Here is a 24,429-nt window from a genome sequence, read left to right as displayed (position 1 = left end):
CATCCCACCCACCCGACCGACGACGCCTACGTTGCACCGACCGTCAATATCGTCAAGTAAGCCCGCCAAGCAAGCTGTACTCTCCATTGAAAAGCCCCGCAGAGCGATCTGCGGGGCTTTTTGCATGCGCGAGGGGTTTTTTATTGCATCATCAACATATGGTAAATCATGCATCAATATTTCATCGGATGATCAATGAATGAAAAACCATTACAGTGCTGTCTATTGTTCGCCGCCAGGCTCCCGCATAATGACATTGCGTTAATGCAAGCCAGACACCGAACCATCCACCTTTGAATGGAGTACGCCATGTCCCTCTCGCCCGCCCTCTACGCCACCTGGTCCCCACGCTTGCTGGGCTTGCTGCGCATCATCCTCGGCTTTCTTTTCCTGCAGCATGGCACGGCAAAACTGTTCGGTGCGCCGCACGTGGCCATGTTCGACGGCTTGCAACTGTTTTCCCTGATGGGCGCGGCCGGGGTCATCGAGCTGGTGGGCGGCAGCTTGCTGCTGGTCGGCCTGTTCACGCGCCCCGTCGCCTTCATCCTGTCGGGCCAGATGGCAGCCGCCTATTTCATCGCGCATGCGCCTGCCGGCTTTTTACCGATCCTGAACGGCGGCGAAATGGCCGTGATGTACTGCTTCACCTTCCTGTACTTCGCAGTTGCTGGCGCTGGCGCCTACAGCCTGGACGGCTTGCGCGGCAAGGCTGGCGCCGCATAAACGACCGGGCTAGCGCGAGCACTCCAACGGATAGGGCCGTTGCTCGATCACACCCTGCATGCGCAACGGCGCGCTGCCGGCAACGGTCCTCACTTGCAGGGCCGGGGCCTGCATGGCGCCGTCGGGCAATACCCTGTCCTCGCAATGGCTGAACAAATTGGCCGGCCGGTCGCCGATCGACCAATGCGCCAGGCCCAGCGGATCGCCAGCCAGCTGCAACGGCGGGAGCGCATAATCTTGCGCCAGGCCCGTCATCATCCACGCCAGCGACAGGTCGGACAACGACCGTGAATCGGCGTAACCACCACCGATATCGGCATGCGATCCGGGAAACCAGAGTTCGCTGACGCTCGTGTAGTCCGCATTAATGGGCGGACACAGCAAGATGGGATGGAAGCGGCTGCGCTTTTCATCGCGCGACACGGCGTGCAGGATGCGGCGGATCGGCGGATAGGAATCGGACTTGTAGCGGTCGCCGTCCCTGCCGTCGCTCATTTCCTTGCACACACCGAAGTCCTTGAACAGGGAACCGGGCACGGTATCCCACAGGCCGAGAAATTGGATTTCCACCGGCACCACGGCAACCTTGAAACGTTCGCGCAGTTCTTTACCGGCGATCGGCTCCTGTCCCGGCCGCCACGCCTTCCACGCATCCACATAGGCTTCATCGTTCTTGCGCTTGACCACTTCGAGGATGGCGTTATCGCGCCGAAGCCGTTGTTCGATATCGTCTTCCGACCTGGCCGGCACGCCCGCATAGGCGATCAGGCCAGCCAGTGCGCGGGCCTGGTGGGCGCCACGGCTGAAGCCCAAAATGTAGAGCTTGTCACCGGGGCGAAACGCCTGCGCGACGAAGTCATAGCCGCGCAGGATACGCGGCTCCATGCCAAGGCCGAGACTGGCGCCCAGCACGGGACTTTCGACGCTGCCCACGCCTTCGATATAGATGGCGCTGGTCTGCGCCTCGTCGGCATGGAGCACCGCATCAAAGACCCGGCGCACATTGGTCCCGGAGGCGCTGTCATTGCGCGTCCCATCCAGAAAGACAAAGATGTTTTTTGCCAGGGCGGGATCGCCCGTGAATACTTTCTCCGTCACCACTGGGTTGACGTGCTCGCCGCCGGCGGCAGCACAGGCGGACAGCAACGCCGCCAAGCCCGCTGCCAACACACTCCCTGCCATGCGCCTTAGTAGTGGCGATGCGTACCAGTTTGCCTTCATGACTGCTCCTTGTCGTGACTTCGTCTGCCCTGCACCGTTCCAGCATAGGCACACTCCAGGGACAGCCTTAGACATGGCGCAGACGTAGTGCGTGCGCGGCGAAAAAAAAGCGGACATCGCTGTCCGCTTTTTTTATGCATGCAACGATCCGTTTATACGGCGGAAACGTCCAGTTCCGCGCCCGTGGCCGCCTGCACCTGCTCCTTGGTCACGCCCGGCGCCAGTTCCACCAGTTTCAAACCGTTTTCCGTCACGTCGATGACGCCCAGGTCGCTGATGATGACGTCGACCACGCCCACGCCCGTCAGCGGCAGGTCGCACTGCTTGAGCAACTTGTGCGACGTCGTGCCATCCTTGGCCGTGGCCACGTGCTCCATCAGCACAACGACGCGCTTGACGCCGGCGACGAGGTCCATCGCGCCGCCCATGCCCTTGACCATTTTGCCTGGAATCATCCAGTTCGCCAGGTCGCCCTTTTCCGATACTTGCATGGCGCCCAGGATGGCCAGGTTGATCTTGCCGCCGCGAATCATGCCGAACGAATCGGCCGAGCTGAAGTAAGCGGCGCCGGGCAAGGCCGTCACCGTCTGCTTGCCAGCGTTGATCAGGTCGGCATCAACCTCATCTTCGGTGGGAAACGGGCCGATGCCCAGCAAGCCGTTTTCCGACTGCAAAAACACTTCGATATTGTCCGGCACATAGTTGGCCACCAGGGTCGGCAAGCCGATGCCCAGGTTCACATAAAAGCCATCCTGCAATTCTTTTGCCGCGCGCGCGGCCATTTCATCTCTTGTCCAAGCCATGATCATCTCCCAATCTTGTATTTAGTCGGCGCGCACGGTGCGCTGCTCGATGCGTTTTTCCGGGTTCGCGTTGACCACGATGCGATGCACGAAGATGCTCGGCGTGTGGACCTGGTCCGGGTCGATCTCGCCCACTTCGACCAGTTTTTCCACTTCGACGATGGTGATCTTGCCCGCCATGGCCACGTTCGGGTTGAAGTTGCGCGCCGTCTTGCGGTAGATCAGGTTGCCGGCGCGGTCGGCCATGTAGGCTTTGACCAGAGCCACGTCGGCCACGAGGCTGCGTTCCATCACGTATTGTTCGCCGTCGAATTCGCGCAGTTCCTTGCCGTCGGCAACGATGGTGCCCACGCCCGTCTTGGTGAAGAAGGCGGGGATGCCGGCGCCGCCGGCGCGCAGTTTCTCGGCCAAGGTGCCTTGCGGCGTGAATTCCAGCTCCAGTTCGCCGGCCAGGTACTGGCGCGCGAATTCCTTGTTTTCACCCACATAGGAGGCGATCATTTTCTTGATCTGGCGCGTGGTCAGCAACTGGCCCAGGCCGAAGCCGTCCACGCCCGCGTTGTTGGAAATGGCCGTCAGGCCCGTCACGCCCGAATCGCGCAAGGCGCCGATCAGGGCTTCGGGAATGCCGCACAGGCCGAAGCCGCCGACGGCGATGGTCTGGCCATCTTGGACGATACCGGCCAGCGCCGAGGCGGCGTCAGGATAAACTTTATTCATGGGTGTCCCTCTATCTTTTGTTAAGCTTTGGTCTTGAGTCCATGACTCAGGCAGCGTCTCAGCATAAAATACGCGAGTGGAAAGTACAATACCGTAGAACTACCGGCGCCGTGCCGGCAATCCCCCTGTGAGAGTGATACGTATCAGATGAACGCCGCGTCAGCCATCGATTATGAAAGCATCTTCCTGCACGCGCCCGTGGGCATGTGCATGTCGGAAAACCGCATCATGCGCAGCTGCAACGAAGCGCTGGCGGCCATGTTCGGCTATGCGCGCGCCCAGCTCGACGACCAGTCCTTCGAAGTACTTTACCCCACGCACGACGAATTCCTGCGCACCGGTGACCGCATCATCCCCATCATGAACGCCAGGGGCCGCTATTCGGACGAGCGCATCATGCGCCGCAGCAATGGAGAATTGTTCTGGTGCCACGTGACGGGCCACGCCATGCTGCCGAACCAACCGCTGGGAGCGGGCATCTGGACGTTCGAAGATGTCAGCGAGAAACGCCCCGTAACGGCGGAACTGACCCCGCGCGAGCGCGAAATCGCCGCCCTGCTGGTGGAAGGCAAGACCAGCAAGGTCATCGCCCGCCAGATCGACCTCAGCCCCCGCACGGTGGAAATGCACCGCGCCAAGCTGATGCGCAAATTTGCCGCCTCGACGTCGTCGGAGCTGGTGCACAAGCTGGTGGGCTTGCAGCTGCAGCGCTGAGGCGGACGTTTACGGCGTGCCGGCCTGCTCCCGCATTACTTTTTCGTACTTGATGATTTTCAGTACCCTGGAGTTGGCGAAATACTGGATGCAATTGAGCGGCGAATAGAAAATATCGGTCTTCCATTCGCCCGCGATCAATTCCTTGCCTGTCGGGTCGTCCGCAGGCTGGAAAATCGTATCGGCCAGAATGCGATGGACACCCGACACATTCGGTCCCGACTCATGCCACGTCGAACTGTGCATGACCACGAAATCGCCGGGATTGAGGATAGGCGTGACTTTGACGAACTGGATGTTGAAACTGTCAGGGTTGATTTCGCCGGCATCGCCGAGATAACCGAGTTTATGCGAGCCGACATAAAAACTCATCGCACCGTTATCCTCGTCCACACGGCTCAATGCGGTAAAAATGCTGCATTTGTTCAAGTTACCCAGGTGGTAACAGCTATCCTGGTGCAGGAATACCTTGTTCGGACTGAATGCATCCTTGATGACGAAGCGGTGATTGTATAGCGCCACGTCGGGACCGAATATGCGCGACAGCGTTGCGGCATACACCGGCGCGCGGTACATTTCCAGCAGTTTCTGCGGCAATTCCTCGGTCAGCGAAACGGGATTGGCCTGGCTGACATTGCGGCCGGCACGTAGCTTGGCATCATAAAAAATATCCCACTCATGCTGCCATTGCGCCAGCAGATCCGGTGCAATCGCATTACGCACGACAAAAACGCCTGTCTCCCGGAAAACCTCCGGCAGGAACTGCTCCCCACTGATGCGCTGCAAGACGTCTTGGGTCTGCTCATTGACTACAGCCAGTGTCATCGCCACTCCTAGATAAAGCGGAACGTCAGTTCATTGTCTTGCGTGTTTTTGAACTTATTGCACTTCGCCAGCACGTTATATTTGATAGGAAACAGCTCGCGGTCAGGCGTTTCCAGAATATCAATTTCAATGATGTCGAAATCGCGCAGCAAGGCGCTCCAGCCATGCTCGGTAATGCGCCAGCAGTCCGGAATCGGACCATGGATGCGCCAGTTCAAGGGGGCGGAAATGAGCAGATAGCCTTCATGCTTGAGGATGCGGCGGATTTCCTTGACGGTGTCGAAGGGATTGAGCGTATGTTCGATCACTTCCAAACAGACGACGCAATCATACGCGCTGTCGGCGATCGCCGAATTGACCTTGGTGATGTCGCCCACCAGCGTGGGGCTGTAAGTGTCGACGATATCAAAGGTGTCGACGCTGAAATTGCTGAAGTTTTCGCGCACGGTGGAGCGGTCCTGCGGCCCCACTTCCAGCAGCTTGCCCGTCTCACCGGCAAGCTTGGCGGCCGTTCTTGCCACAAAAGCGTTCAAGTGATCGCGTGCCAGCTGAAACGTGTCATTGTCAAACTTCGAAGGAGTTGCCATCGTAAAAATTCTCGTATAGTGGTTATGCCCGGACGCTATGCCGCAAGCAAAAACATCATAGCCGCTAATTTTCCCTGTGGCAACAATACCTTCCCTCTGCCGCTTACATGCTGGCCATGCCGCCATCGGCGGAGATAATCGCACCGTTGATGAAGTGCGAATCTTCACCCGCCAGCAACAGCAGCAGGCCGTCGAGGTCCTCCGGCTTGCCCGGGCGCTTGTTCGGCAGCATTTCGATCAGCTTCTTGCCCTGCTCGGTGGCAAAGTAATCCTCGTTGATTTCCGTGGAAATGTAGCCGGGGCAGATGGCGTTGGTGTTGATGCCATATTTACCCCATTCGACAGCCATGGCACGCGTCATGTGCACCATGCCCGCCTTGCTCATGCAGTACACGCCGATCTGCGGCAGCACCTGCAAGCCGGCCATCGAGGCGATATTGATGATGCGGTGCTGTTTCTTCGGGTCGCCCTTGGCGCGCGCGATCATGCGCTTGGCCGTCTGCTGGGCCACGAAGAACGAACCGCGCAGATTGGTGTCCATCACGAACGAGTAATCTTCGGGCGTGACGTCGACCAGACGTTGCGTGGTGGAGACACCTGAATTGTTGACGAGGATATCGATGGGACCCGCTTCCGTTTCCGCATGGGCGATGGCCGACTTGATGCTGGCAAAGTCGGTCACGTCGAGCGACACCACGTGCGCGGCACCGCCGTCCGCTTCGATCTCGGCGCGCAATTCCTTCAGGCGTTCGGTGCGGCGCGACGCCAGCACGACCTGCGCGCCCGCCTGGGCCAGCACTTTCGCAAAGCGCGCGCCGAGGCCGCTCGATGCGCCGGTAATCAGGGCAATCTTGCCCTCGAAATTGACTTCTATGCCCACGAGCTACTCCTGTTTTATTTTAAACAACACTTTACGCCATGCCCATGGCAATCGGGCAAATTCCCCCGCCGCGCACTCGAGCAAAAGTAAACGCCATCATTACACAAAATGGCCGGATTTAGATTGCGGCGAGGGGCAATGTCACGCAAAATGGCGCCAAAGTTGCAATCCTCGTCAAAAACAAGCACACTCGTGCTTAAATTTCCCCGATGATGCTTTATTCCCTATCCTTGCTACCTAATTGAGTGACTATAAATCGAGACCATGACACAGCCTAATAACTTAGTTGAACAGTACGGACCGCGCGAAACCATGGAGTATGACGTGGTGATCGTCGGCGGCGGCCCCGCAGGCTTGGCCGCGGCGATCCGCCTGAAGCAGCTGGCCGCTGATAAGAGCCAGGAAGTGTCCGTCTGCGTGCTGGAAAAAGGCGGCGAACTGGGCGCGCATATCCTGTCGGGCGCCATCATGGACCCGAAAGCGCTGACGGAATTGATTCCGAACTGGAAAGAACTGGGCGCGCCCCTGAACACCGAAGTAACGGAAGACCGCATCCTGTTCTTGACCGAAACGAAAGCGTACAAGACGCCAGGCTTCGCCGTGCCGGCCTGCTTTGAAAACCACGGCAACTACATCGTCTCCTTGGGCAATGTGGTGCGCTGGATGGGCCAGCAGGCGGAAAACCTGGGCGTGGAAATCTTCCCCGGCTTCCCTGCCGCGGAAATCCTCTACAACGACGACGGCTCCGTGAAAGGCGTGGCGACCGGCAACATGGGCGTCAAGCGCGACGGCGAGCCGGGTCCCGACTTCCAGCTGGGCATGGAATTGCACGCCAAATACACCCTGTTCGCCGAAGGCGCGCGCGGCCACCTGGGCAAGCAATTGATGGCCAAGTATGACTTGAACGCCGGCAAGGACCCGCAATCGTACGGCATCGGCATCAAGGAATTGTGGGAAATCGACCCGGCCCAGCACAAGCCGGGCCTGGTGATCCACTCGAGCGGCTGGCCGCTGGACACGAAAACCTATGGCGGTTCCTTCCTGTACCACCTGGAAAACAACCAGGTGATGGTCGGCTACGTGGTGGGCCTGAACTACGAAAACCCCTACCTGTCGCCGTACGAGGAATTCCAGCGCTATAAAACGCATCCGGAAATCCGCAAGTTCTTCGAAGGCGGCAAGCGCATCTCGTACGGCGCGCGGGCGATTGCGGCCGGCGGCCTGCAATCGCTGCCGAAGCTGGTATTTGCCGGCGGCGCGCTGATCGGCTGCGATGCGGGCTTTTTGAACATGAGCCGCATCAAGGGCAGCCACGCGGCCATCAAGAGCGGCATGCTGGCGGCGGACGCGGCCTTCGGCGCGCTGGGCGAACAGCGCCAGCACGACGAACTGACGAGCTACCCTGTCGCGTTCGAGAAATCCTGGCTGCATGAAGAGCTGCACGTGGCGCGCAACGTCAAGCCATGGCTGTCGAAAGGTTTGTACCTGGGCAGCCTGATGACGGGCATCGACCAGCTAATCTTCCGCGGCAAGGCGCCGTGGACCCTGCACCACTCGCATGGCGACCACGAATGCCTGAAACCGGCGGCCCAGTCGAAACCGATCGTGTATCCGAAACCCGATGGCAAGCTGACCTTCGACAAGATGTCGTCCGTGTTCATCTCGAACACGAACCACGCGGAAGACCAGCCCATCCACCTGACGTTGAAGAACGCCAGCGTGCCCGTCGATGTCAACCTGGCCACGTATGCGGGTCCGGAAGCGCGTTACTGTCCCGCCGGCGTGTACGAATTCGTGAAGAACGACGACGGCGCCGAACGCCTGCAGATCAATGCGCAAAACTGCGTGCACTGCAAAACCTGCGACATCAAGGACCCGACGCAGAACATCGTGTGGGTGACACCGGAAGGCGGCGGCGGCCCGAACTATCCGAATATGTAATTGTCATCGCGTCATCGCATCATCGCGTCATCACGCGTAGCTGGACAACAGCGCGGCACCCTCGGGTGGCCGCGCTTTTTTTTATCTGGCGATGTCACTGCAGCGTCAGACAGCCCAGCCCAGGCAAGATTCCGGCATCCCCCCACCACTTGCCGATGCCGGAATCTTTTACTTTTATTGCAATCTTTCTTGCCGCTGTGGCCTGCCAGGAACACCAAAATTTGTTCAATGATGCACTAGGGCAAAATTCCGTGGGGAAATTTTCTATTCGCCACTCCCAGCAGTTACAATTGCCGCTGGTACACTTTTCTTCCCTCTCATGAACGCTGACGCCACCCTGGAAACGCAACTCGACACCCAACTGGCGCTGGCGCTGAAAGCGCATCAGGCGGGCCACCTGGAAGAGGCGGAAGACCTGTATGTCGCCATCCTGCAAGCCCAGCCCTACCATGCCATCGCCAACCACAATATGGGTTTGCTGGCCGGCCAGGTAGGCCAGTTCCGGGCAGGACTGCCGTATCTGCGCAAGGCGCTGTCGGTCAATCCCGATGAAGGCCAGTTCTGGCTATCGCTTGCCGACGGCTTGCTCAAGGCGGGCGAACGGGACGAAGCGCTCGACATCATCGATACGGCCATCGGCCGCGGCCTCGATAACGACCAGGCGCAAACCTTGCGCGCACGTATCGCCGCGGCGATTGCTGCCGCGCCCACGGCCGACGAATGCCAGCACGTGGTGGAGCTGTACCAGGCGGCACGGTATGTGGAAATGGAAACGGCCACCCGGGCGCTGATTGCGCGCTACCCCACCTCCGATTTTGCCTGGAGCGTACTCGGCACCGTCCTGCAGGCGCAGGGCAAGGATGCCCTCGACGCGCTGCAAACCACTGTCCAGCTCACCCCGTATGACGCCGAAGCCCATTGCAATCTGGCCAATGCGTGGCAGGCACGCGGGGAACATGCGCAAGCGGTCCAGTCCTACCAGCAGGCGTTGCAGTTCAATCCGGCATTCGCCGAAGCGCACAGCAACCTGGGCGGCGCCCTGCTGGCGCTCGGCGCCCTGGCGGAAGCGGAAGACGCCTACCTGCAGGCCATTGCCCTGCGGCCCGACTATGGCATGGCGCACTTTAACCTGGGCAATACGCGCAAGGCGCGTGGCGACCTCGACGGTGCCGTCGGCGCCTACAATGCCGCCCTGGCAAGCATGCCCGGCGACGCCGAAGTGCTCTGCAACCTGGGCAATGCCCTGCAGGCGCTGGAGCGCAATGAGGAAGCGGCCGACAGCTATCGCCGCGCGCTGGCGCTCGAGCCCCGGCTGGTGATGGCGCACAGCAACCTCGGCGCCGCGCTACAGAATCTGGAGCAGTACGCGCAGTCGGAAGCGAGCTACCGCACGGCCTTGTCGCTGGCGCCGCGCCATGCGGACCTGTGGAATGGCCTGGGCAACAGCCTGCAGTCGCAGCAGCGGCTCGACGACGCCGCCGATGCCTATCGTCAGGCGCTGGCAGTGCAGCCCGACTATTCCCAGGCCCACTCCAACCTGGGCGGCGTGCTGGTGAGCCTGGGCGAATTCGATGCGGCGATCGCCAGCTATCGCCGCGCCCTGGAGCTCCAGCCGGACAGCGCCGACGCGCACACCCAGCTGGGCCTGGGCCTGCAATCGGTCGGCGAACTCGACGAAGCGCTGGCCCTGCACCAGCGTGCGGTACAGCTGGCGCCAGACAAGCTGCAGGCGCACACCTGCCTCGGACATTGCCTCAAGCAAATGCGCCGCTTTGAGGAAGCGCAAGTCGCTTACCGGCAAGCGCTCGCCCTGGCGCCCGATGTCGCCAACCTGCACAATGACCTGGCCATCGCCGTGCAGGACGCCGGCGATTATCCCCAGGCGATCCGCATCTACCAGCACGCGCTGGAACTGGACCCGCGCTCATCGCTGATCCATTGCAACCTGAGCGTGGCGTTCGAGGATAGCGGCCAGTCGGAACAGGCGCTCGAGTATCTGCAGCGCGCACGCGACATCGCGCCCGACTCCAGCCGCGTTCACTTTACGATGGGCAATTGCCTGCGCTCGCTGAAGCGCTACGACGAAGCGCTGGCCAGCTATGCGCGCTCGCTGGAAATCCAGGACGACTTCATCGGTTCCCACTTGAATACCTGCGCGACCTACAGCGAGATGGGCCGCACCGACGACGCCGTCCAGGCATGCCGCACGGCTCTGGCCAGGTATCCGCAGTACGATGAGGTCTACAGCAACATGCTGTTCGGCCTGTCGCACATGCATGCCGACGACCCTGCCGCCATGGTGGCCGAGCATTTCGGCTTCGGCGAGCGCTACGAAACGCCGCTGCGCGCCGCGTGGCAGCCGCATGCAAACGAGCGCGACCCGCAGCGCCAGTTGAAGATCGGCCTGGTCTCGGGCGACTTCTGCAACCATGCCGTGGCGCATTTCATTACGCCCCTGCTCGAGGAACTGGTGGCGATGCCGCAGTTTTCGCTGTATGCGTACTACAACAATAGCCGCGTCGACAATGTCACCATGCGTATCGCGCAACTGCTGCCCAACTGGCTGCCAGTGACCCACCTGAGCCAGGAAAAGCTGGCCGAGCGCATCCGCGCCGACGGCATCGACATCCTGATCGACCTGTCCGGGCATACGGCCAAGAATTGCCTGCTGGCCTTTGCCCGCAAGCCGGCGCCCATACAGATGAGCTGGATCGGCTATCCGCTGACCACGGGCCTGCAGGCCATGGATTACTACCTGAGCGACCGTCATTTCTCGCCGCCGGAGACATTCGCCAGCCATTTCACGGAAAAACTGATCTTCCTGCCGACCATCGCCCCATTCCTGCCATCCGAAAATGCGGACGGCATCCTGCCGGCGCCCGTGCTGAAGAACAAATACCTGACTTTCGGCAGCTTCAACCGCCCTAACAAGCTCAACCGCCAAACCATCGCGCGCTGGGCCAGGGTCTTGCGCGCCATCCCGGACGCCAGGATGCTGCTGGCCGCCATGCCGGCGCCCGGTCCCCACCCCGGGCTGACGGCGTGGTTCGCCGAAGAAGGCATCAGCGCCGACCGGCTAATTTTTGAACCGCGCGCCAACATGGCCAACTTCCTGGCCATGCATCACCGCGTCGACATGTGCCTCGATACGGCGCCATACGGTGGCGGCACCACCACCTTCCACGGCTTGTGGATGGGCGTGCCCACCCTCACCGTTGCCGGACCGACCGTACCGAGCCGCGCCGGCACCTCGATTCTGCGCCACGTGCAGCTGGAGGAATTCATCGCCCGCGATGACGAGGAATTTGTCAGCAAGGCCCTGTACATGGCGGCCAACCCCATGCTGCTGGGCGCCTACCGCTTCAGCACCCGGCACCGCCTGGCGCAAACGGCGCTGGGCCAGCCGAAGTTGATTGCGGAAGGCCTGGCCAACAGCCTGCGCCTGGCCTGGCAGCGCTGGTGCAAAGACTTGCCGCCAGTCAGCTTCGACGCGCCGCTCGACAGTCAGTTGCCCGGGGAGATAGCGGCATGAGCGACGCCAAACCCATCTACGTCACCCAGCCGCTGCTGCCGGACCTGCAGGATTTCCTGCCCTACCTGGAAAGCATCTGGGAAAACAAGATCCTCACCAATGGCGGCCCCTTCCACCAGCAGCTGGAAAAAGCGCTGTGCGACTACCTGGGCGTGCGGCATATCTGCCTGTTTACCAATGGAACGCTGGCATTGATGACGGCCTTGCAAGCCTTGCGCGTGAAGGGCGAAGTCATCACGACGCCGTATTCCTTCGTTGCCACGGCCCATTCGCTGCTGTGGAATGACATCAAGCCCGTCTTCGCCGACATCGATGCGCGCACGCTGAACCTCGATCCGGCGCGCATCGAGGCAGCCATCACGGCGCAGACCACGGCCATCATGCCCGTGCACTGCTACGGCCAGCCCTGCGATGTCGACGCCATCCAGAAGATTGCCGACAATTACGATCTGAAGGTCATCTATGACGCCGCGCATGCATTCGGCGTGCGCCACGGGGGCACCAGCGTCCTCAATTACGGCGACCTGTCCGTGATCAGCTTTCATGCGACGAAGATCTTCAACACCTTCGAAGGCGGCGCCATCGTCTGCCCGGACGCCAAGACCAAGCAGCGCATCGACCATCTGAAAAATTTCGGCTTTGTCGACGAAGTCACCGTCGTCGCCGCCGGCATCAATGGCAAGATGAGCGAAATCAATGCCGCCTTCGGCCTGCTGCAGCTGAAGGGCATCGACCAGGCGCGGCAACAGCGGCGCAGCATCGACGCCCACTACCGCGAGCGTCTGGCCGGCGTCGCGGGCATCACCTGCCTGGAAGCGGCCGACGCCGAAGCGGCCAATCACGCCTACTTTCCCATCCTCGTCGGGCCCGACTATCCGCTGGCGCGCGACGCGCTGTTCCAGCGGCTGCGCGATCACGAAATCTACGCGCGGCGCTATTTCTACCCGCTCATCAGCGATTTCCCCATGTACCGCGGCATGCCGTCCGCCGCGCATGCCAATCTGCCGGTCGCGCGCCAGGCCGCATCCCAGGTGATCTGCCTGCCGATCTACCCGGCCCTCGAGCTGTCGAGCGTGGACGCGATCACCGCCCTGATCGCCGGGGCCGCCTGAGCGCCCCGCCCTTCCCTATTGACCCAGACCGAACGGCCACCGCATGCCCCACTACGCCCACCTTACCGCGATCGCCTACCACCTGCCGCAGGCGATCCTGACGAATGCCGCGCTGGAACAGGAGTTCATCGACTGGCCGGCGCAAAAAATCCTCGACAAGACGGGCATTGCGCAACGGCATATCGCCGCGGAACATGAAACGGCCAGCGACCTGGCCTTCCATGCCGCGGAAAAGCTGTTCGCCACGCATGACGTCGCGCGCGGCGACATCGATTTCCTGATCCTGTGCACGCAGGCGCCCGACTACCTGCTGCCCAGCAGCGCCTGCGTGCTGCAGCAACGGCTTGGCTTGCCGACCTCCTGCGGCGCGCTCGACATCAACCTCGGCTGTTCCGGCTACGTCTACGCGCTGGCCATGGCCAAGGGCCTGATCGAGAGCGGCATCCGCAAGAAAGTGCTGCTGCTGACGGCAGACACCTATTCCAAGTACATCAACGCGCGCGACCGCAGCGTACGCACGCTGTTCGGCGACGGCGCCGCCGCCAGCGTGATCGCCGGCGGCGCGCCCGAACTGGCGCTGGGGCCTTTCGTCCTGGGCACGGATGGCAGCGGCGCGAACAACCTGATCGTGCCGGCCGGCGGCATGCGCACGGCCCGCAGCGCGGCCACCGCCATGCCCGTCGAAGACGCGTCCGGCAACTGGCGCAGCCAGGACGACCTGTTCATGGATGGCGCGCAGATCGTCCAGTTCACCTTGGGCGCCGTGCCGCGTACAATGCAGGAGCTGCTGGACACGGCCGGCAAGACCCTCGATGACATCGATCATGTGATCTTCCATCAGGCAAACAAATTCATGCTTGACGCCTTGCGCCGCAAAATACGCATTCCGGAAGACAAATTTGTGATTGAAATCGATACTGTCGGCAATACCGTCTCCTCGACCATTCCCATCGCCATTGCCCGCGCGCGCGCCTCGGGACGCATCATGCCGGGCGACACGGCCCTGCTGCTGGGCTTTGGCGTCGGCTATTCCTGGGCCGGCACGCTGGCGCGCCTGTAGGCGCCCGCGCATCTGCGTACTGAACTTCTTTGAAAGGAAACACAATGCAAGAATTTTTCAACGGCATGGCCGACATCCTGGAAATCGACGCCGACAAAGTCGTGCCGTCCCTGAAACTGGGCGATTACGCCTGGGATTCGCTGGCCATCATTTCCACCATCGCCCTGGCCGATGAGCTGTTCGATCAGATGCTCGAAGGCCAGGCCCTGGCCAATTGCGAGACCCTGGCCGACGTGCTGGCATTGATCGCCGTCAAGGTCTGACCATGTCCAGCCAGCGCCTGGAATCGGGACTGCCCTTCAGCACCGCCCATCTGGCCATGCGCGGCGTGGTGTGCGCGCTGCCGCGCACGCAAGTCCACAATGCCGACCTGGCCGAGCGCTTCGGCGCCGAGGCGGTGGCCGACGTGAGCAAGATGATCGGCGTGCAGTCGCGCCGCCGCGCCGCCGATGGCCAGACGACGGCCGACCTGTGCAAGGCGGCGGCACAAACCCTGCTCGACGATCTGGGCTGGGAGCGCGACAGCATCGACGCCCTGATCTTCATCTCGCAAACCCCCGATTACGTGCTGCCGGCTACCGCCTGCGCCCTGCATGGACGGCTGGGCCTGCACAAGGCTTGCGCCGCCTTCGACATCAACCTCGGCTGCTCGGCCTACGCGTACGGCCTGTGGCTGGCGGCGAAGATGCTCGACGGCCAGGCCATGTGCCGCATCCTGCTGCTGGTGGGCGACACCATCAGCAAGACCGTCGATGAGACCGACCGCGCCACCGCGCTGCTGTTTGGCGACGCCGGCACGGCCACGGCGCTGGAATTCGATGCGGCGGCGGCGCCCGCCCATTTCATCGTCGGCAGCGACGGCGGCGGCGAACGGCACCTGATGATGGCTGCCAGCGCCTGCCGGCCCTACGCCGGCGACGATGCGCGCCTGGCGCAGCGCGATCCCGCCAAGCTGTACATGGACGGCGGCGAAATCTTCAATTTCACGCTGAAGAGCATTCCGCCGCTGGTGGCGGACCTGCTGCGCCTGGCAAACCGCACGAGCGACGAAATCGATGCCTTCCTGTTTCACCAGGCAAATACCTTCATGCTCAAGCACATTATCAAAAAAGCCAAATTGCCAGCCGGGCGCGCACCGATCAACATGGACCGCTATGGCAACACGTCCAGCGCCTCCATCCCCCTGCTGATCGCCGACAGCCTGGGAGCGGCGGCACAGGGCCAGACCATCGCCATGTTCGGCTTTGGCGTCGGCTATTCCTGGTCGGCGGCCGTGCTGGGCCTGCAATCGCTGACCGTCAACCGCCTTATCGAAGTCTGAACCATGATCTTTCAACCCGACATGCTGGCCGGCCAGCGCATCCTCGTCACCGGCGCCTCGTCCGGCATCGGCCGCGACACGGCCCTGCTGCTGGCGCGCTGCGGCGCGCAACTGCTGATCAGCGGACGCGACCCGGCTCGCCTGGAGCAAACCCTGCAGGCCCTCGACGGCAGCGGCCACCGGGCCGAAGTGCTCGAACTCGACGGCGGCGACCACATCGTCGACTTCCTCAGGCAAGCCACGCTTGAGGCGCCCCTGAACGGCATCTTCCATGCGGCCGGCATCGAGTTATTGCGCCCGGTCAAATTGTCCAAGGCGCAACAGTTTGACGACGTCTTCGCCTCCAGCGTCAAGACGGCGCTGGCGCTGGCGCGCGGCGCCGCTCTGCGCGGCGTGCTCAGCGATGGCGCGGCCCTGCTCTTCATGTCATCCGTGGCGGGCCAGAGCGGCCAGTCCGGCATGAGCGTGTATTCGGCGGCCAAGGCCGCCATTGACGGCCTGGTGCGCGCCCTGGCCGTGGAACTGGCGCCGCGCGGCATGCGCGTCAACAGCATTGCCGCCGGCGCCGTCGAAACGGAAATGCACGCGCGCCTGAGCCGTGGCTTGCCTGACGAGGCCATGCGCGCCTACGCGGAGCGCCATCCGCTCGGCTTCGGCCGCAGCAGCGACATCGCGCAGACGGCGGCCTTTTTGCTGTCGCCGGCGGCGCGCTGGGTCAGCGGCGCCACCTGGGCCGTCGACGGCGGCTACCTGGCCCGTTAGGAGTATTCATGCAAACCATCCTCATCATCGGCGCCGGACGCTTCGCCCGAGAATTGCTGTGCTGGCTGGAAGACAGCCTCGACCCGGCCACGGCCCGCATCGGCGGCTTGCTCGACGACACGCTGCCGCCCGCGCCCATGCTCGACGCCGACTACCCTTACCCCGTGCTGGGCAGCATCAGCGACTACCGGCCGGCGGCCGGCGAGGCGCTGCTGCTGGCCATCGGCGCACCGAAAGCCCGGCTGGAAGTGGCGCTGGCGCTGGCCGCGCGCGGCGCCCGTTTCCATACGCTGATCCATCCCAGCGCCGTGGTCGCGCGCACGGCCCGCATCGGCCTGGGCGCCGTCGTCTGCCCGTTCGCCCTCGTCTCGGCGGGCAGCGAGCTGGGCGACTATGTCACCATCAACAGCTACGCCAGCGTCGGCCATGACGCGGTGCTGGAACGGGGCTGCACGCTCAGCTCGCACGTCGACATCACGGGCGGCGTGCATCTGGGCCAGGCCGTCATGGTCGGCTCGGGCGCATCCATCCTGCCACGCGTGAGCGTCGGCGCCGGCGCCACGGTCGGCGCCGGCGCCGTCGTCATGCGCCGCGTGGCCGCCGGCGCCACCGTTTACACGCCACCGGCAAAGACATTATGAGCACCATCTCCGAGACGCGGCAGCTGCGCGACCAGTTCTGGCACTTGCTGTGCCACCGCAGCGAATTGCCGGCCAGCGGCGACTATCTGAAACTCGACTGGCTGGGCGAGGAAGTGGTCGTCTACAACGACCAGGGCGAGCTGATCGCCTTCGACAATCTGTGTCCGCACCGCGGCACACGCTTCTTCACCGAAAAACGCGGCAATGCGCCGCTGGCCTGTCCCTACCATGGCTGGGCCTACCGGGCCGGCGCCATGCACATCCCCTGCCGCGAACGCTACGCGCCGGCCGAGCTGGACAATGCCCGACTGCAGGTGCTGCAGCTGGACTGGTGCGCCGATTTCCTGTTCGCCTCGCCACAGCCGCGCATGCCGCTCGAAGCGCAGCTGGGCGAGACCCAGGCCACCTTGGAAAACATTTCCTTCAACGTCGCCGGCCTGGGCGATTTCAACGCCTATGACTATGAGTGCGACTGGCGCATCGCGCTGGAAAATGCGCTCGAACCGCTGCACGTGCCGTTCGTGCACCCGGAATCGCTGGCGCAACTGCAACTGGACGACGGCGAAAACCGTTTCACCGACTGGACGTCGACATGGGAAGCGGGCCTGGGCAACGCCGGCATGGCCAGGAAACTGCGCTCCGTCAAACGCCTGTTCCAGCTCGACAGCCAGTTCGAGGGCTACCAGAGCCTGTACCTGTTCCCGTTTACCATGCTCTCGTCGACGTTTTCATATTCGTATTCGCTGCAGCATTTCTTTCCGTCAACGCAAGCGCAGCGCACGCATTTCTCCAGCCGTCTGCTCATGGCCGCAACCAAGCCCGCCGCCAGCGCTACGCTGCAGGGCTTTTTCGACTCGAGCGCGCAGATGAATCGCCAGGTATTCGAGGAAGACCATGCCATCTGCAAGCGCATAGCCGTCCAGGCGGCCGACAGCGCGCGCTTCAAGATCCTTTCCAGCGACGAGGCAAAGATCGCGCATTTCCGGGCCTGCCTCGCGGCGGCAAGCCAGTCTTAGGGGGCTGGCGGCGGCCTCGTCGGCCGATGTGAAACTTTTTTAAAAAGAATTTTAAAAAATTTCCACAAAGCATTTAATAAGCTTATGCGGATGGTCGTCTTGTACTTGGGAGAGCACAAAGAACCGTTGCTCCGGACTGAACCCACCAAACCAGGAGTTACACCATGCTGAGCCTTCACACTAACAACGCTGCACTGTCCGCACAAAATTCGATCACCCGCACCCAAAACCAACTGTCGACCTCGATGACGCGCCTGAGCACCGGCTTCCGCATCAACTCGGCAATGGATGACGCAGCAGGCTTGCAAATCGCAACCCGCCTGAAAGCACAAACCAGCGGCATGACCGTTGCAATGTCGAACACCCAGAACAGCACCTCGATGCTGCAAACGGCTGAAGGCGCGTTTGACGAAGTCACCAACATGCTGATCCGCATGAAGGATCTGGCAACCCAGGCAGCCGATGCTTCGTCGGGCGCCAAAGACAAGACCGCCATGCAGTCGGAATTCGATGCACTGGGCCTGGAACTGTCGAACGTGATGAAAAACACCACCTTCGGCGGCAACAAGCTGCTGGTAGGCGGCACGCTGGCCTCGTCGATGACGTTCCAGATCGGCGCAAGCCAAACCGAAACGATGGCATTTGACGTTTCGGCCAAAATGACCAGCCTGACGGCATCGCTGGGTTCGGCTACCGCCAACTACGCTTCGGCTGCGACCGGCACCGAGCTGACCAGCTCCGCCAATGCCACCATCGCCCTGCTGGAAACGGCAATCGGCGACGTCGGCACCGTTCGCTCGGCACTGGGTGCTGCTGCAAACCGTCTGGACCACGTCAACACCAACTTGTCCAACATCGCCACCAACACCAAAGCCGCTACCGGCCGCATCATGGACGTCGACTTCGCTACCGAAAGCTCGAACATGACGTCGTCGCAAATGCTGCTGCAAGCTGGCACCGCAATGTTGAAACAAAGCAACAGCATGTCCTCGATGGTCATGTCCCTGCTGCAATAATATGTCCCTGCCTGGCCGTTCGCGGCCAGTCGCTGAAAACCAGGCCTTGGCCTGGTTTTTTTTCGCCCCCGGTATCTCGCCTTTGCACGCAAGAGTAACTATTTGCTGGCAATCTTTAACGATGCGGCACGCATGGTCGCCTGTTTGATGGGCAAGCCCGCCCAACAGCCGTCATCCACAGGAATCGCCGAGTGCTCAGTCTCCATACGAATATCGCAGCACTGGCCGCACAAAATGCCGCCGCACGCGCGCAATCGCTGCTGTCGACCTCGATGACGCGGCTCTCCACCGGCTTTCGCATCAATTCGGCCATGGATGACGCCGCCGGCCTGCAAATCGCGACCCGGCTGCGGGCACAGGCGAGCGGCATGGCCGTCGCCATGCGCAACACGCAAAACAGCACCTCGATGCTGCAGACGGCCGAAGGCGCGTTCGACGAAGTGAACACCATGCTGATCCGCATGAAAGACCTGGCCACCCAGGCCGCCGATGCATCGTCGGGCGCCAAGGACAAGGTCGCCATGCAGGCCGAATACGACGCCCTGGGGCTGGAACTGGCCAACGTCATGAAAAACACCAGCTATGGCGGCAACAAACTGCTGGCCGGCGGCACGCTGGCGTCGTCGATGACCTTCCAGATCGGCGCCAGCCAGAGCGAAACGATGGTGTTCGACATCTCGGGCAAGATGGCCGGCGTGCTGGCCTCGCTCGGCGCGGCCAGCGCCAACTTCGGCGCGCCCGCCACCGGCAACGAATTGACGGGCAGCGCGAATGCCAGCATCGCCCTGCTGGAAGCGACCATCGACGATGTGGGCGGCGTGCGCTCGGCCCTGGGCGCCGCCGGCAACCGCCTGGACCACGTGCACACCAACCTGTCGAACATGGTCACCAACACCAAGGCTGCCATCGGCCGCATCATGGATGTCGACTACGCGGCCGAAAGCGCGAACATGACGTCGGCGCAAATGTTGCTGCAAGCGAGCACGGCAATGCTCAAGCAAAGCCAGAGCATGCACAAAATGATACTCTCCCTGTTGCAGCCATGACGGCAGGCTTTTTGATGGAACCAGATCTGGACATAGTGGCATGGCGATAGACCGCATTTCATCGGGCAATCCGGTGCCCCTGATTACCCAGCGCTTCGACGTCAGCCCCGCGACGCCGATGGTGCCGGGCGTGGTGCAGCCGCTGGTGCCGATCGGCCCCTACATGGCGCCCGCGCCCGACGCCGGCACCCTGCCCGCCCAGCTGCAGCAGCAGGGCCAGGACAGCCTGGCGTCCCTCATCAAGCCCAATGCCGACGGCACGGGCGGCGCCTTGCCGCGCGACAGCAGCGCCATGCAGGTCAATCAGCTGTTCTTCACGCGCCAGCTCGTCTGGCAGCCGCCCGACGCGGCGCAGCTGGCCGCCTCGTGGCGCGTGATGGTCAGGACCTATGGCGAACAATATGCGGCCCTGCAGGAACAGGCGCGCGGCCAGCACGTGCCGGGCAACCTCTTCATGGCCGAGCAGCAACCGGCCCTGCTGCGCGAAGGCGCCCGTCCGCCCCTGACGGTCGACAGCGAAGCGTGGCGCTTTGCCGTGTATGGCTGGGGCGGCCAGCGCCTGCTGCTGCGCGTGCTGGCCAGCGACGTAGACGACGAGGCAACGCCGAGGCGGCGCGGCAAGGTGGCGCTGCGCGTCGAGCTGATCATCATCGGCATCGGCCGGGTGGTGATCCAGATGGAGCCGTCCGGCGACGGCGTGCTGCTGGAACTGGCCGCCGACGAGGAAGCCGCGCTGCGCCATCTGCGCCTGGCCCTGCCCGAGATCGCCGACGCCGTGCGGCGCGCGGGCCTGCGCCTGGTGCGCTGCCGCCTGAATCGCCAGCTGCATGCACAGCGCATGCACGGCAATTACCCGATGCAGGCGGGCGCCGCCTCGCTGTCGCTGCCCCTGTTCCGCGCCATGGCCGAAGTGGCCCTGCTGCTGACGCAGCCGGAAGCGGAAGCGGCGGCCGATCCCGATGCGCCCGCGGCGGCCGATGCCGAGGAGGAGGCTATCTTTGTCTCGAAGGAAGTGGCGGCGCCGCTCGGCTACGACTATGGCGACGCGGAAGACGCGGCGCAGGGCGGCACCGTGCTGCTGCTGGCCGACGGCCAGGAGCACGACCTGCTGCCGCCGATCGACGAGCAGGATTGATACAGCACAAAAAAACGGCGCCCGCGGCGCCGTTTTTCTTTCAATTCACCGTACTAGCCCACCGTGCCGATGATGCTCACTTCGCGGTTTTCCGGAATTTCATTGTATGACAGCACGTGCAGGCCCGGCGCGAACAGGCGCGCGTAGCGGGCCAGCAGCGGACGGATCTGCGGCAGCACCAGCAGCAGCGGCGGCGTGGCTTGCTGCTTCATCTGCTCGCGCGCCACCGGCATGTTCACTTGCAGCTGCGACAGCAGATGCGGGTCGATCGGATAGTTATCGAGCGTCACCTTGCCCGACTGGCGCGCCTGGTTCAAGGAACCGAGCAGCATGTTTTCCAGTTCGCCACCCAGATTAAACGCCTGCATTTCCATCTTCTGGCCGAACAGGCCGCTGACGATCTGGCGCCGCAGCGCGCAACGCACCTCGGCCGCCAGCAGGATCGGGTCCTTGGTCGTTTCCGAACTGTCGAGCAAGGTGGTGGCGATGGGCACGATATCCTTCAAGGACACATTTTCCGCCAACAAGACACGGAACACGCGCAGCATCTGCGTGTGCGTCAGGGCCTTGTCCAGCGCACCGGCCAGCTTCGGCGACAGGGCCGTCAGGCGCTCCATCAGGTTCGACACGTCTTCGTGGCGGAACAGTTCCGGCAGGTATTCGCGCACCATTTTCGACAAGTGCGTGGCGATCACGCTGGGCGCCTCGATGACCTGGTAGCCGAGGCCCAGCGCATGCGCCTTTTCACTCGGCTCGATCCACGTGACGGGCATGCCGTAGGCCGGTTCGATGCCGGGAATGCCGTCCAGCTGGCCATACACGTTCGGCGACGGGATCGCCATCAGCCGGTCGGCCTGCACTTCAGCCTGCGCCACCACGGTGCCCGACAGCACGATCGCGTATTGCGACGGCTTCAGGGCCAGGTCGTCGCGCACGCCGATATTCGGCAGCAGCAAGCCCATCGCCTCGGACAAACTCTGGCGCACGCCCTTGACGCGCTTGGTCAACGGTTCCCCTTGCGTTTTATCCACCATGCCGACCAGTTTATAGCCGAGCATCACCATCAATGGCTGCACGGCGGGCAGTTGCTGCCACTCCAGTTCGGCGGGCTTGTCGTCGCGCAAGGCCGCCTCGATGGCCGCCATGCCGGCCGCGTCGGGCCCCTTCACGCGCTTGGTCAAACGCCAGGCAACAAAGGCCAGCACGGCGGCAAAGGTCATGAACATGAACCACGGCATGCCCGGGATCAGGGCCAGCGCCACCATCATGCCGGCCGCGCTGTAGATCACCGTTGGCGAGGTCAGCACCTGGCCCGCCACTTGCTGCTCGAAATCGCCCGAATCGCTGATGCGGGTCACCAGGATGGCGGCCGCGGCCGACAGCAGCAGCGCCGGAATCTGCGCCACCAGGCCATCGCCGATGGTCAGCAGTGCGTACTGGCGGAAAGCGTCGCCGAACGACAGGTCGTGCATCAGCGAGCCGATGGCCACGCCGCCGACCATATTGATGATCAAAATCAGGATACTGGCGACGGCATCGCCGCGCACGAACTTCGACGCGCCATCCATGGCGCCGTAGAAGTCGGCTTCGGCGGCCACGTCCTTGCGGCGGATCTGGGCTTTTTCCTGGTTGATCAGGCCGGCGTTCAGGTCGGCGTCGATCGCCATCTGCTTGCCCGGCAAGGCATCGAGGGTGAAGCGCGCGGACACTTCCGAGATGCGCTCGGCGCCCTTGGTGACGACGGCGAAGTTGATGATCATCAAAATCACGAAGACGACGATACCGACGACGAAGTTACCGCCGATGACCACGTTACCGAAGGCCTCGATCACCTTACCGGCAGCATCCGCACCCGTATGGCCGTGCAGCAGCACCACGCGCGTGGACGCCACGTTCAGGGTGAGCCTGAGCATGGTGGTGGCCAGAATCACCGTCGGGAAGACGGAGAAGTCGAGCGGCCGCTTGGCCGACACGCTGACGAGGATGACGATCAGTGCCAGCACGATATTGAAAGTGAACAAGATATCGAGCAGCACGGGCGGCAGCGGCAGGATGATCATCGCCAGGATCACCAGCAGGAACAGCGGCGTGGCGAACTTGTGGCGGCGCATTTCGGCAACCAACCGGTTCAGGAAATTCATGAAGGTACTACCTCGCTCAAATGAGATGGCACGACCACCTCGGTGGGAAATGGGGGCTGGGCGGCGCGCTGCCCAGTACGGAATGCTTTCAGCTGCAGGATGTAGTTGAGCACCTGCGACACGGCCTGGTACAGCTGCACGGGAATCTGCTGCTGCACCTGGCTGGTGTTGTAGATGGCGCGCGCCAGCGGCGGCAACTCCAGCGTTTCGATGTTGTGTTCCTTCGCCACTTGCCGGATATACAGCGCCATCTCGTCGACGCCCTTGGCAACGACGAACGGCGCCTCGGCGCGGTCCTGGTCATACTTGAGCGCGACGGCGTAATGCTCGGGATTGACGATCACCACGTCGGCGTCGGGCACGGTCTTGCGCACGCTGCGTCGGCCGATCTGCTGCTGCAGCTGGCGGATGCGCTGGCGCACTTCGGGCCGCCCTTCGCTGCTTTTATGTTCTTCCTTGACATCCTGCTTGCTCATGCGCTGGTTGCGGGCAAAGAAAAACGCCTGCGCCGGCACGTCGATGATGGCAAACAGGACGAAGACGGAAATGAGTGCCATCAGGCCGTCGAGCATCAGCGCCGAGCCGTCGAGCATGGCTTGCTGCAGGGGCCGGTGTTGCAAGTCCACGTACTGCGTCAGGCTGGAGCGGCTCACGTGCACGAGCACCATGCCCAGCACGGCGGCCTTGGCGATCGACAAGCCGAATTCAAAGCCATGCTTGGGCGACACCAGGCGGCCCAGGTTCTTGGCCGGGCTCAGGCGCTCCATCTTCGGCATCCAGTTCTTCGTGCTGATGACCCAGCCGCCAGGGACCAATGAGCCGAGCACAACAAACAAGGGCACGCAGAACAGCGGCACGATCATCTTGATCAGCAAACCCACGGACGTGGTAAACGCCATCGACATGGCATTGTCCAGCGCGCCCTTGCTGTCGAGCGGCATGAAGGCCATGGCGAACAGCTCGCGAAAGCTCACCAGATAGCCGGGCAGCAGGTAAATGAAGACCTTCATGCTGATCAGAATGCCCAGCGCCGTCGACAGGTCGCGCGAACGCACCACCTGCCCTTCCTGGCGCGATTTCTTCAGCTTCTGTGCTGACGCCTTTTCTGTCTTGTCGCCCGTGCTGCTATCCGCCATGCGTCACACCTTTCCGCACGTGCCCTACAAGCGTAGCGAGCAAGTTCAATGCCGGGTTGAGTAGCGCAGCTGTACGGAGGTACAGCGAGCAACGGAT

22 protein-coding genes are annotated in these 24,429 nt (G+C 62.6%); 14 read left to right on the top strand and 8 right to left on the bottom strand.

The features are described from left to right. Positions 1 to 309: 309 nt before the first annotated feature. Positions 310 to 723: a DoxX family protein gene (locus JAB8_RS07600; protein WP_070221585.1), complete on the top strand. Its 414-nt coding sequence runs from the start codon at positions 310 to 312 to the stop codon at positions 721 to 723. A 9-nt stretch (positions 724 to 732) separates the two neighbouring features. Here the strand turns inward: JAB8_RS07600 and JAB8_RS07595 are convergent, their stop codons facing one another. From JAB8_RS07595 to JAB8_RS07585, 3 genes are all read right to left on the bottom strand, one after another. Next, the gene (locus tag JAB8_RS07595; protein WP_175445165.1) at positions 733 to 1,890 is read right to left on the bottom strand and encodes a DUF2235 domain-containing protein; all 1,158 of its coding nucleotides are present in this window, start codon (positions 1,888 to 1,890) and stop codon (positions 733 to 735) included. 206 nt (positions 1,891 to 2,096) lie between these two features. Beyond that, on the bottom strand, positions 2,097 to 2,747 hold the full coding sequence (locus JAB8_RS07590; RefSeq protein WP_070221586.1) for a CoA transferase subunit B: 651 nt from the start codon (positions 2,745 to 2,747) through the stop codon (positions 2,097 to 2,099). A gap of 21 nt (positions 2,748 to 2,768) precedes the next feature. Next, positions 2,769 to 3,467, bottom strand: coding sequence for a CoA transferase subunit A (locus tag JAB8_RS07585; protein WP_070289089.1), 699 nt, complete (start codon positions 3,465 to 3,467; stop codon positions 2,769 to 2,771). A 147-nt stretch (positions 3,468 to 3,614) separates the two neighbouring features. Here JAB8_RS07585 and JAB8_RS07580 point away from each other — a divergent pair, with 147 nt between their 5' ends. Further along, on the top strand, positions 3,615 to 4,181 hold the full coding sequence (locus JAB8_RS07580; RefSeq protein ID WP_070221561.1) for a LuxR C-terminal-related transcriptional regulator: 567 nt from the start codon (positions 3,615 to 3,617) through the stop codon (positions 4,179 to 4,181). A gap of 9 nt (positions 4,182 to 4,190) precedes the next feature. Here JAB8_RS07580 and JAB8_RS07575 read toward each other — a convergent pair whose 3' ends face one another. The 3 genes from JAB8_RS07575 to JAB8_RS07565 form a co-directional block, all read right to left on the bottom strand. Then, complete coding sequence (locus JAB8_RS07575; protein ID WP_070289088.1) at positions 4,191 to 5,006, bottom strand: phytanoyl-CoA dioxygenase family protein; 816 nt, start codon at positions 5,004 to 5,006, stop codon at positions 4,191 to 4,193. 8 nt (positions 5,007 to 5,014) lie between these two features. Further along, the gene (locus JAB8_RS07570) at positions 5,015 to 5,593 is read right to left on the bottom strand and encodes a methyltransferase domain-containing protein (protein WP_070221563.1); all 579 of its coding nucleotides are present in this window, start codon (positions 5,591 to 5,593) and stop codon (positions 5,015 to 5,017) included. A gap of 103 nt (positions 5,594 to 5,696) precedes the next feature. Further along, on the bottom strand, positions 5,697 to 6,473 hold the full coding sequence (locus tag JAB8_RS07565; RefSeq protein WP_070221564.1) for an SDR family oxidoreductase: 777 nt from the start codon (positions 6,471 to 6,473) through the stop codon (positions 5,697 to 5,699). A 264-nt stretch (positions 6,474 to 6,737) separates the two neighbouring features. Between JAB8_RS07565 and JAB8_RS07560 the strand changes: the two genes are divergently transcribed. The 12 genes from JAB8_RS07560 (at position 6,738) to JAB8_RS07505 (ending at position 21,055) form a co-directional block, all read left to right on the top strand. Then, a complete protein-coding gene (locus JAB8_RS07560; RefSeq protein ID WP_175445164.1) occupies positions 6,738 to 8,414 on the top strand; it encodes an electron transfer flavoprotein-ubiquinone oxidoreductase in 1,677 nt (558 codons plus the stop codon). Positions 8,415 to 8,733: 319 nt separating this feature from the next. Beyond that, on the top strand, positions 8,734 to 11,946 hold the full coding sequence (locus tag JAB8_RS07555) for a tetratricopeptide repeat protein (protein WP_070289086.1): 3,213 nt from the start codon (positions 8,734 to 8,736) through the stop codon (positions 11,944 to 11,946). Next, entirely contained in the window at positions 11,943 to 13,058 is a 1,116-nt protein-coding gene (locus JAB8_RS07550; RefSeq protein WP_070289085.1) for a DegT/DnrJ/EryC1/StrS family aminotransferase, read from the top strand. Before JAB8_RS07555 ends, JAB8_RS07550 begins: the two co-directional genes overlap by 4 nt. A gap of 43 nt (positions 13,059 to 13,101) precedes the next feature. Next, positions 13,102 to 14,118: a ketoacyl-ACP synthase III gene (locus JAB8_RS07545; RefSeq protein WP_070221568.1), complete on the top strand. Its 1,017-nt coding sequence runs from the start codon at positions 13,102 to 13,104 to the stop codon at positions 14,116 to 14,118. Positions 14,119 to 14,162: 44 nt separating this feature from the next. Continuing rightward, complete coding sequence (locus tag JAB8_RS07540; protein ID WP_070221569.1) at positions 14,163 to 14,381, top strand: phosphopantetheine-binding protein; 219 nt, start codon at positions 14,163 to 14,165, stop codon at positions 14,379 to 14,381. A gap of 2 nt (positions 14,382 to 14,383) precedes the next feature. Beyond that, positions 14,384 to 15,439 (top strand): ketoacyl-ACP synthase III, encoded by a 1,056-nt coding sequence (locus JAB8_RS07535; protein ID WP_070289084.1) that lies wholly within the window; start codon positions 14,384 to 14,386, stop codon positions 15,437 to 15,439. Positions 15,440 to 15,442: 3 nt separating this feature from the next. Then, the gene (locus JAB8_RS07530) at positions 15,443 to 16,201 is read left to right on the top strand and encodes an SDR family oxidoreductase (protein WP_070289083.1); all 759 of its coding nucleotides are present in this window, start codon (positions 15,443 to 15,445) and stop codon (positions 16,199 to 16,201) included. An 8-nt stretch (positions 16,202 to 16,209) separates the two neighbouring features. Continuing rightward, the gene (locus JAB8_RS07525; protein WP_070289082.1) at positions 16,210 to 16,842 is read left to right on the top strand and encodes a NeuD/PglB/VioB family sugar acetyltransferase; all 633 of its coding nucleotides are present in this window, start codon (positions 16,210 to 16,212) and stop codon (positions 16,840 to 16,842) included. Continuing rightward, positions 16,839 to 17,858: a Rieske 2Fe-2S domain-containing protein gene (locus JAB8_RS07520; protein WP_070289081.1), complete on the top strand. Its 1,020-nt coding sequence runs from the start codon at positions 16,839 to 16,841 to the stop codon at positions 17,856 to 17,858. Before JAB8_RS07525 ends, JAB8_RS07520 begins: the two co-directional genes overlap by 4 nt. Positions 17,859 to 18,022: 164 nt before the next feature. Then, complete coding sequence (locus JAB8_RS07515; RefSeq protein WP_070220045.1) at positions 18,023 to 18,874, top strand: flagellin; 852 nt, start codon at positions 18,023 to 18,025, stop codon at positions 18,872 to 18,874. Between the two features lie 191 nt (positions 18,875 to 19,065). After that, entirely contained in the window at positions 19,066 to 19,920 is an 855-nt protein-coding gene (locus tag JAB8_RS07510; protein WP_070289080.1) for a flagellin, read from the top strand. Between the two features lie 40 nt (positions 19,921 to 19,960). Then, positions 19,961 to 21,055: a hypothetical protein gene (locus JAB8_RS07505; protein ID WP_070289079.1), complete on the top strand. Its 1,095-nt coding sequence runs from the start codon at positions 19,961 to 19,963 to the stop codon at positions 21,053 to 21,055. A gap of 53 nt (positions 21,056 to 21,108) precedes the next feature. Here JAB8_RS07505 and JAB8_RS07500 read toward each other — a convergent pair whose 3' ends face one another. Together JAB8_RS07500 and JAB8_RS07495 are read right to left on the bottom strand one after the other, a co-directional pair. Then, positions 21,109 to 23,196 (bottom strand): flagellar biosynthesis protein FlhA, encoded by a 2,088-nt coding sequence (locus JAB8_RS07500; RefSeq protein ID WP_070220038.1) that lies wholly within the window; start codon positions 23,194 to 23,196, stop codon positions 21,109 to 21,111. Next, positions 23,193 to 24,332, bottom strand: coding sequence for a flagellar type III secretion system protein FlhB (locus tag JAB8_RS07495; RefSeq protein WP_070289078.1), 1,140 nt, complete (start codon positions 24,330 to 24,332; stop codon positions 23,193 to 23,195). The genes JAB8_RS07500 and JAB8_RS07495 overlap by 4 nt, the downstream gene beginning before the upstream one ends. Positions 24,333 to 24,429 lie beyond the last annotated feature (97 nt).

This window comes from Janthinobacterium sp. HH106 (assembly GCF_001758725.1).
Taxonomy (GTDB): domain Bacteria; phylum Pseudomonadota; class Gammaproteobacteria; order Burkholderiales; family Burkholderiaceae_D; genus Janthinobacterium.
Note: the sequence above shows the minus strand (reverse complement) of the source record. Positions and strands in the feature narration are given on the sequence as shown.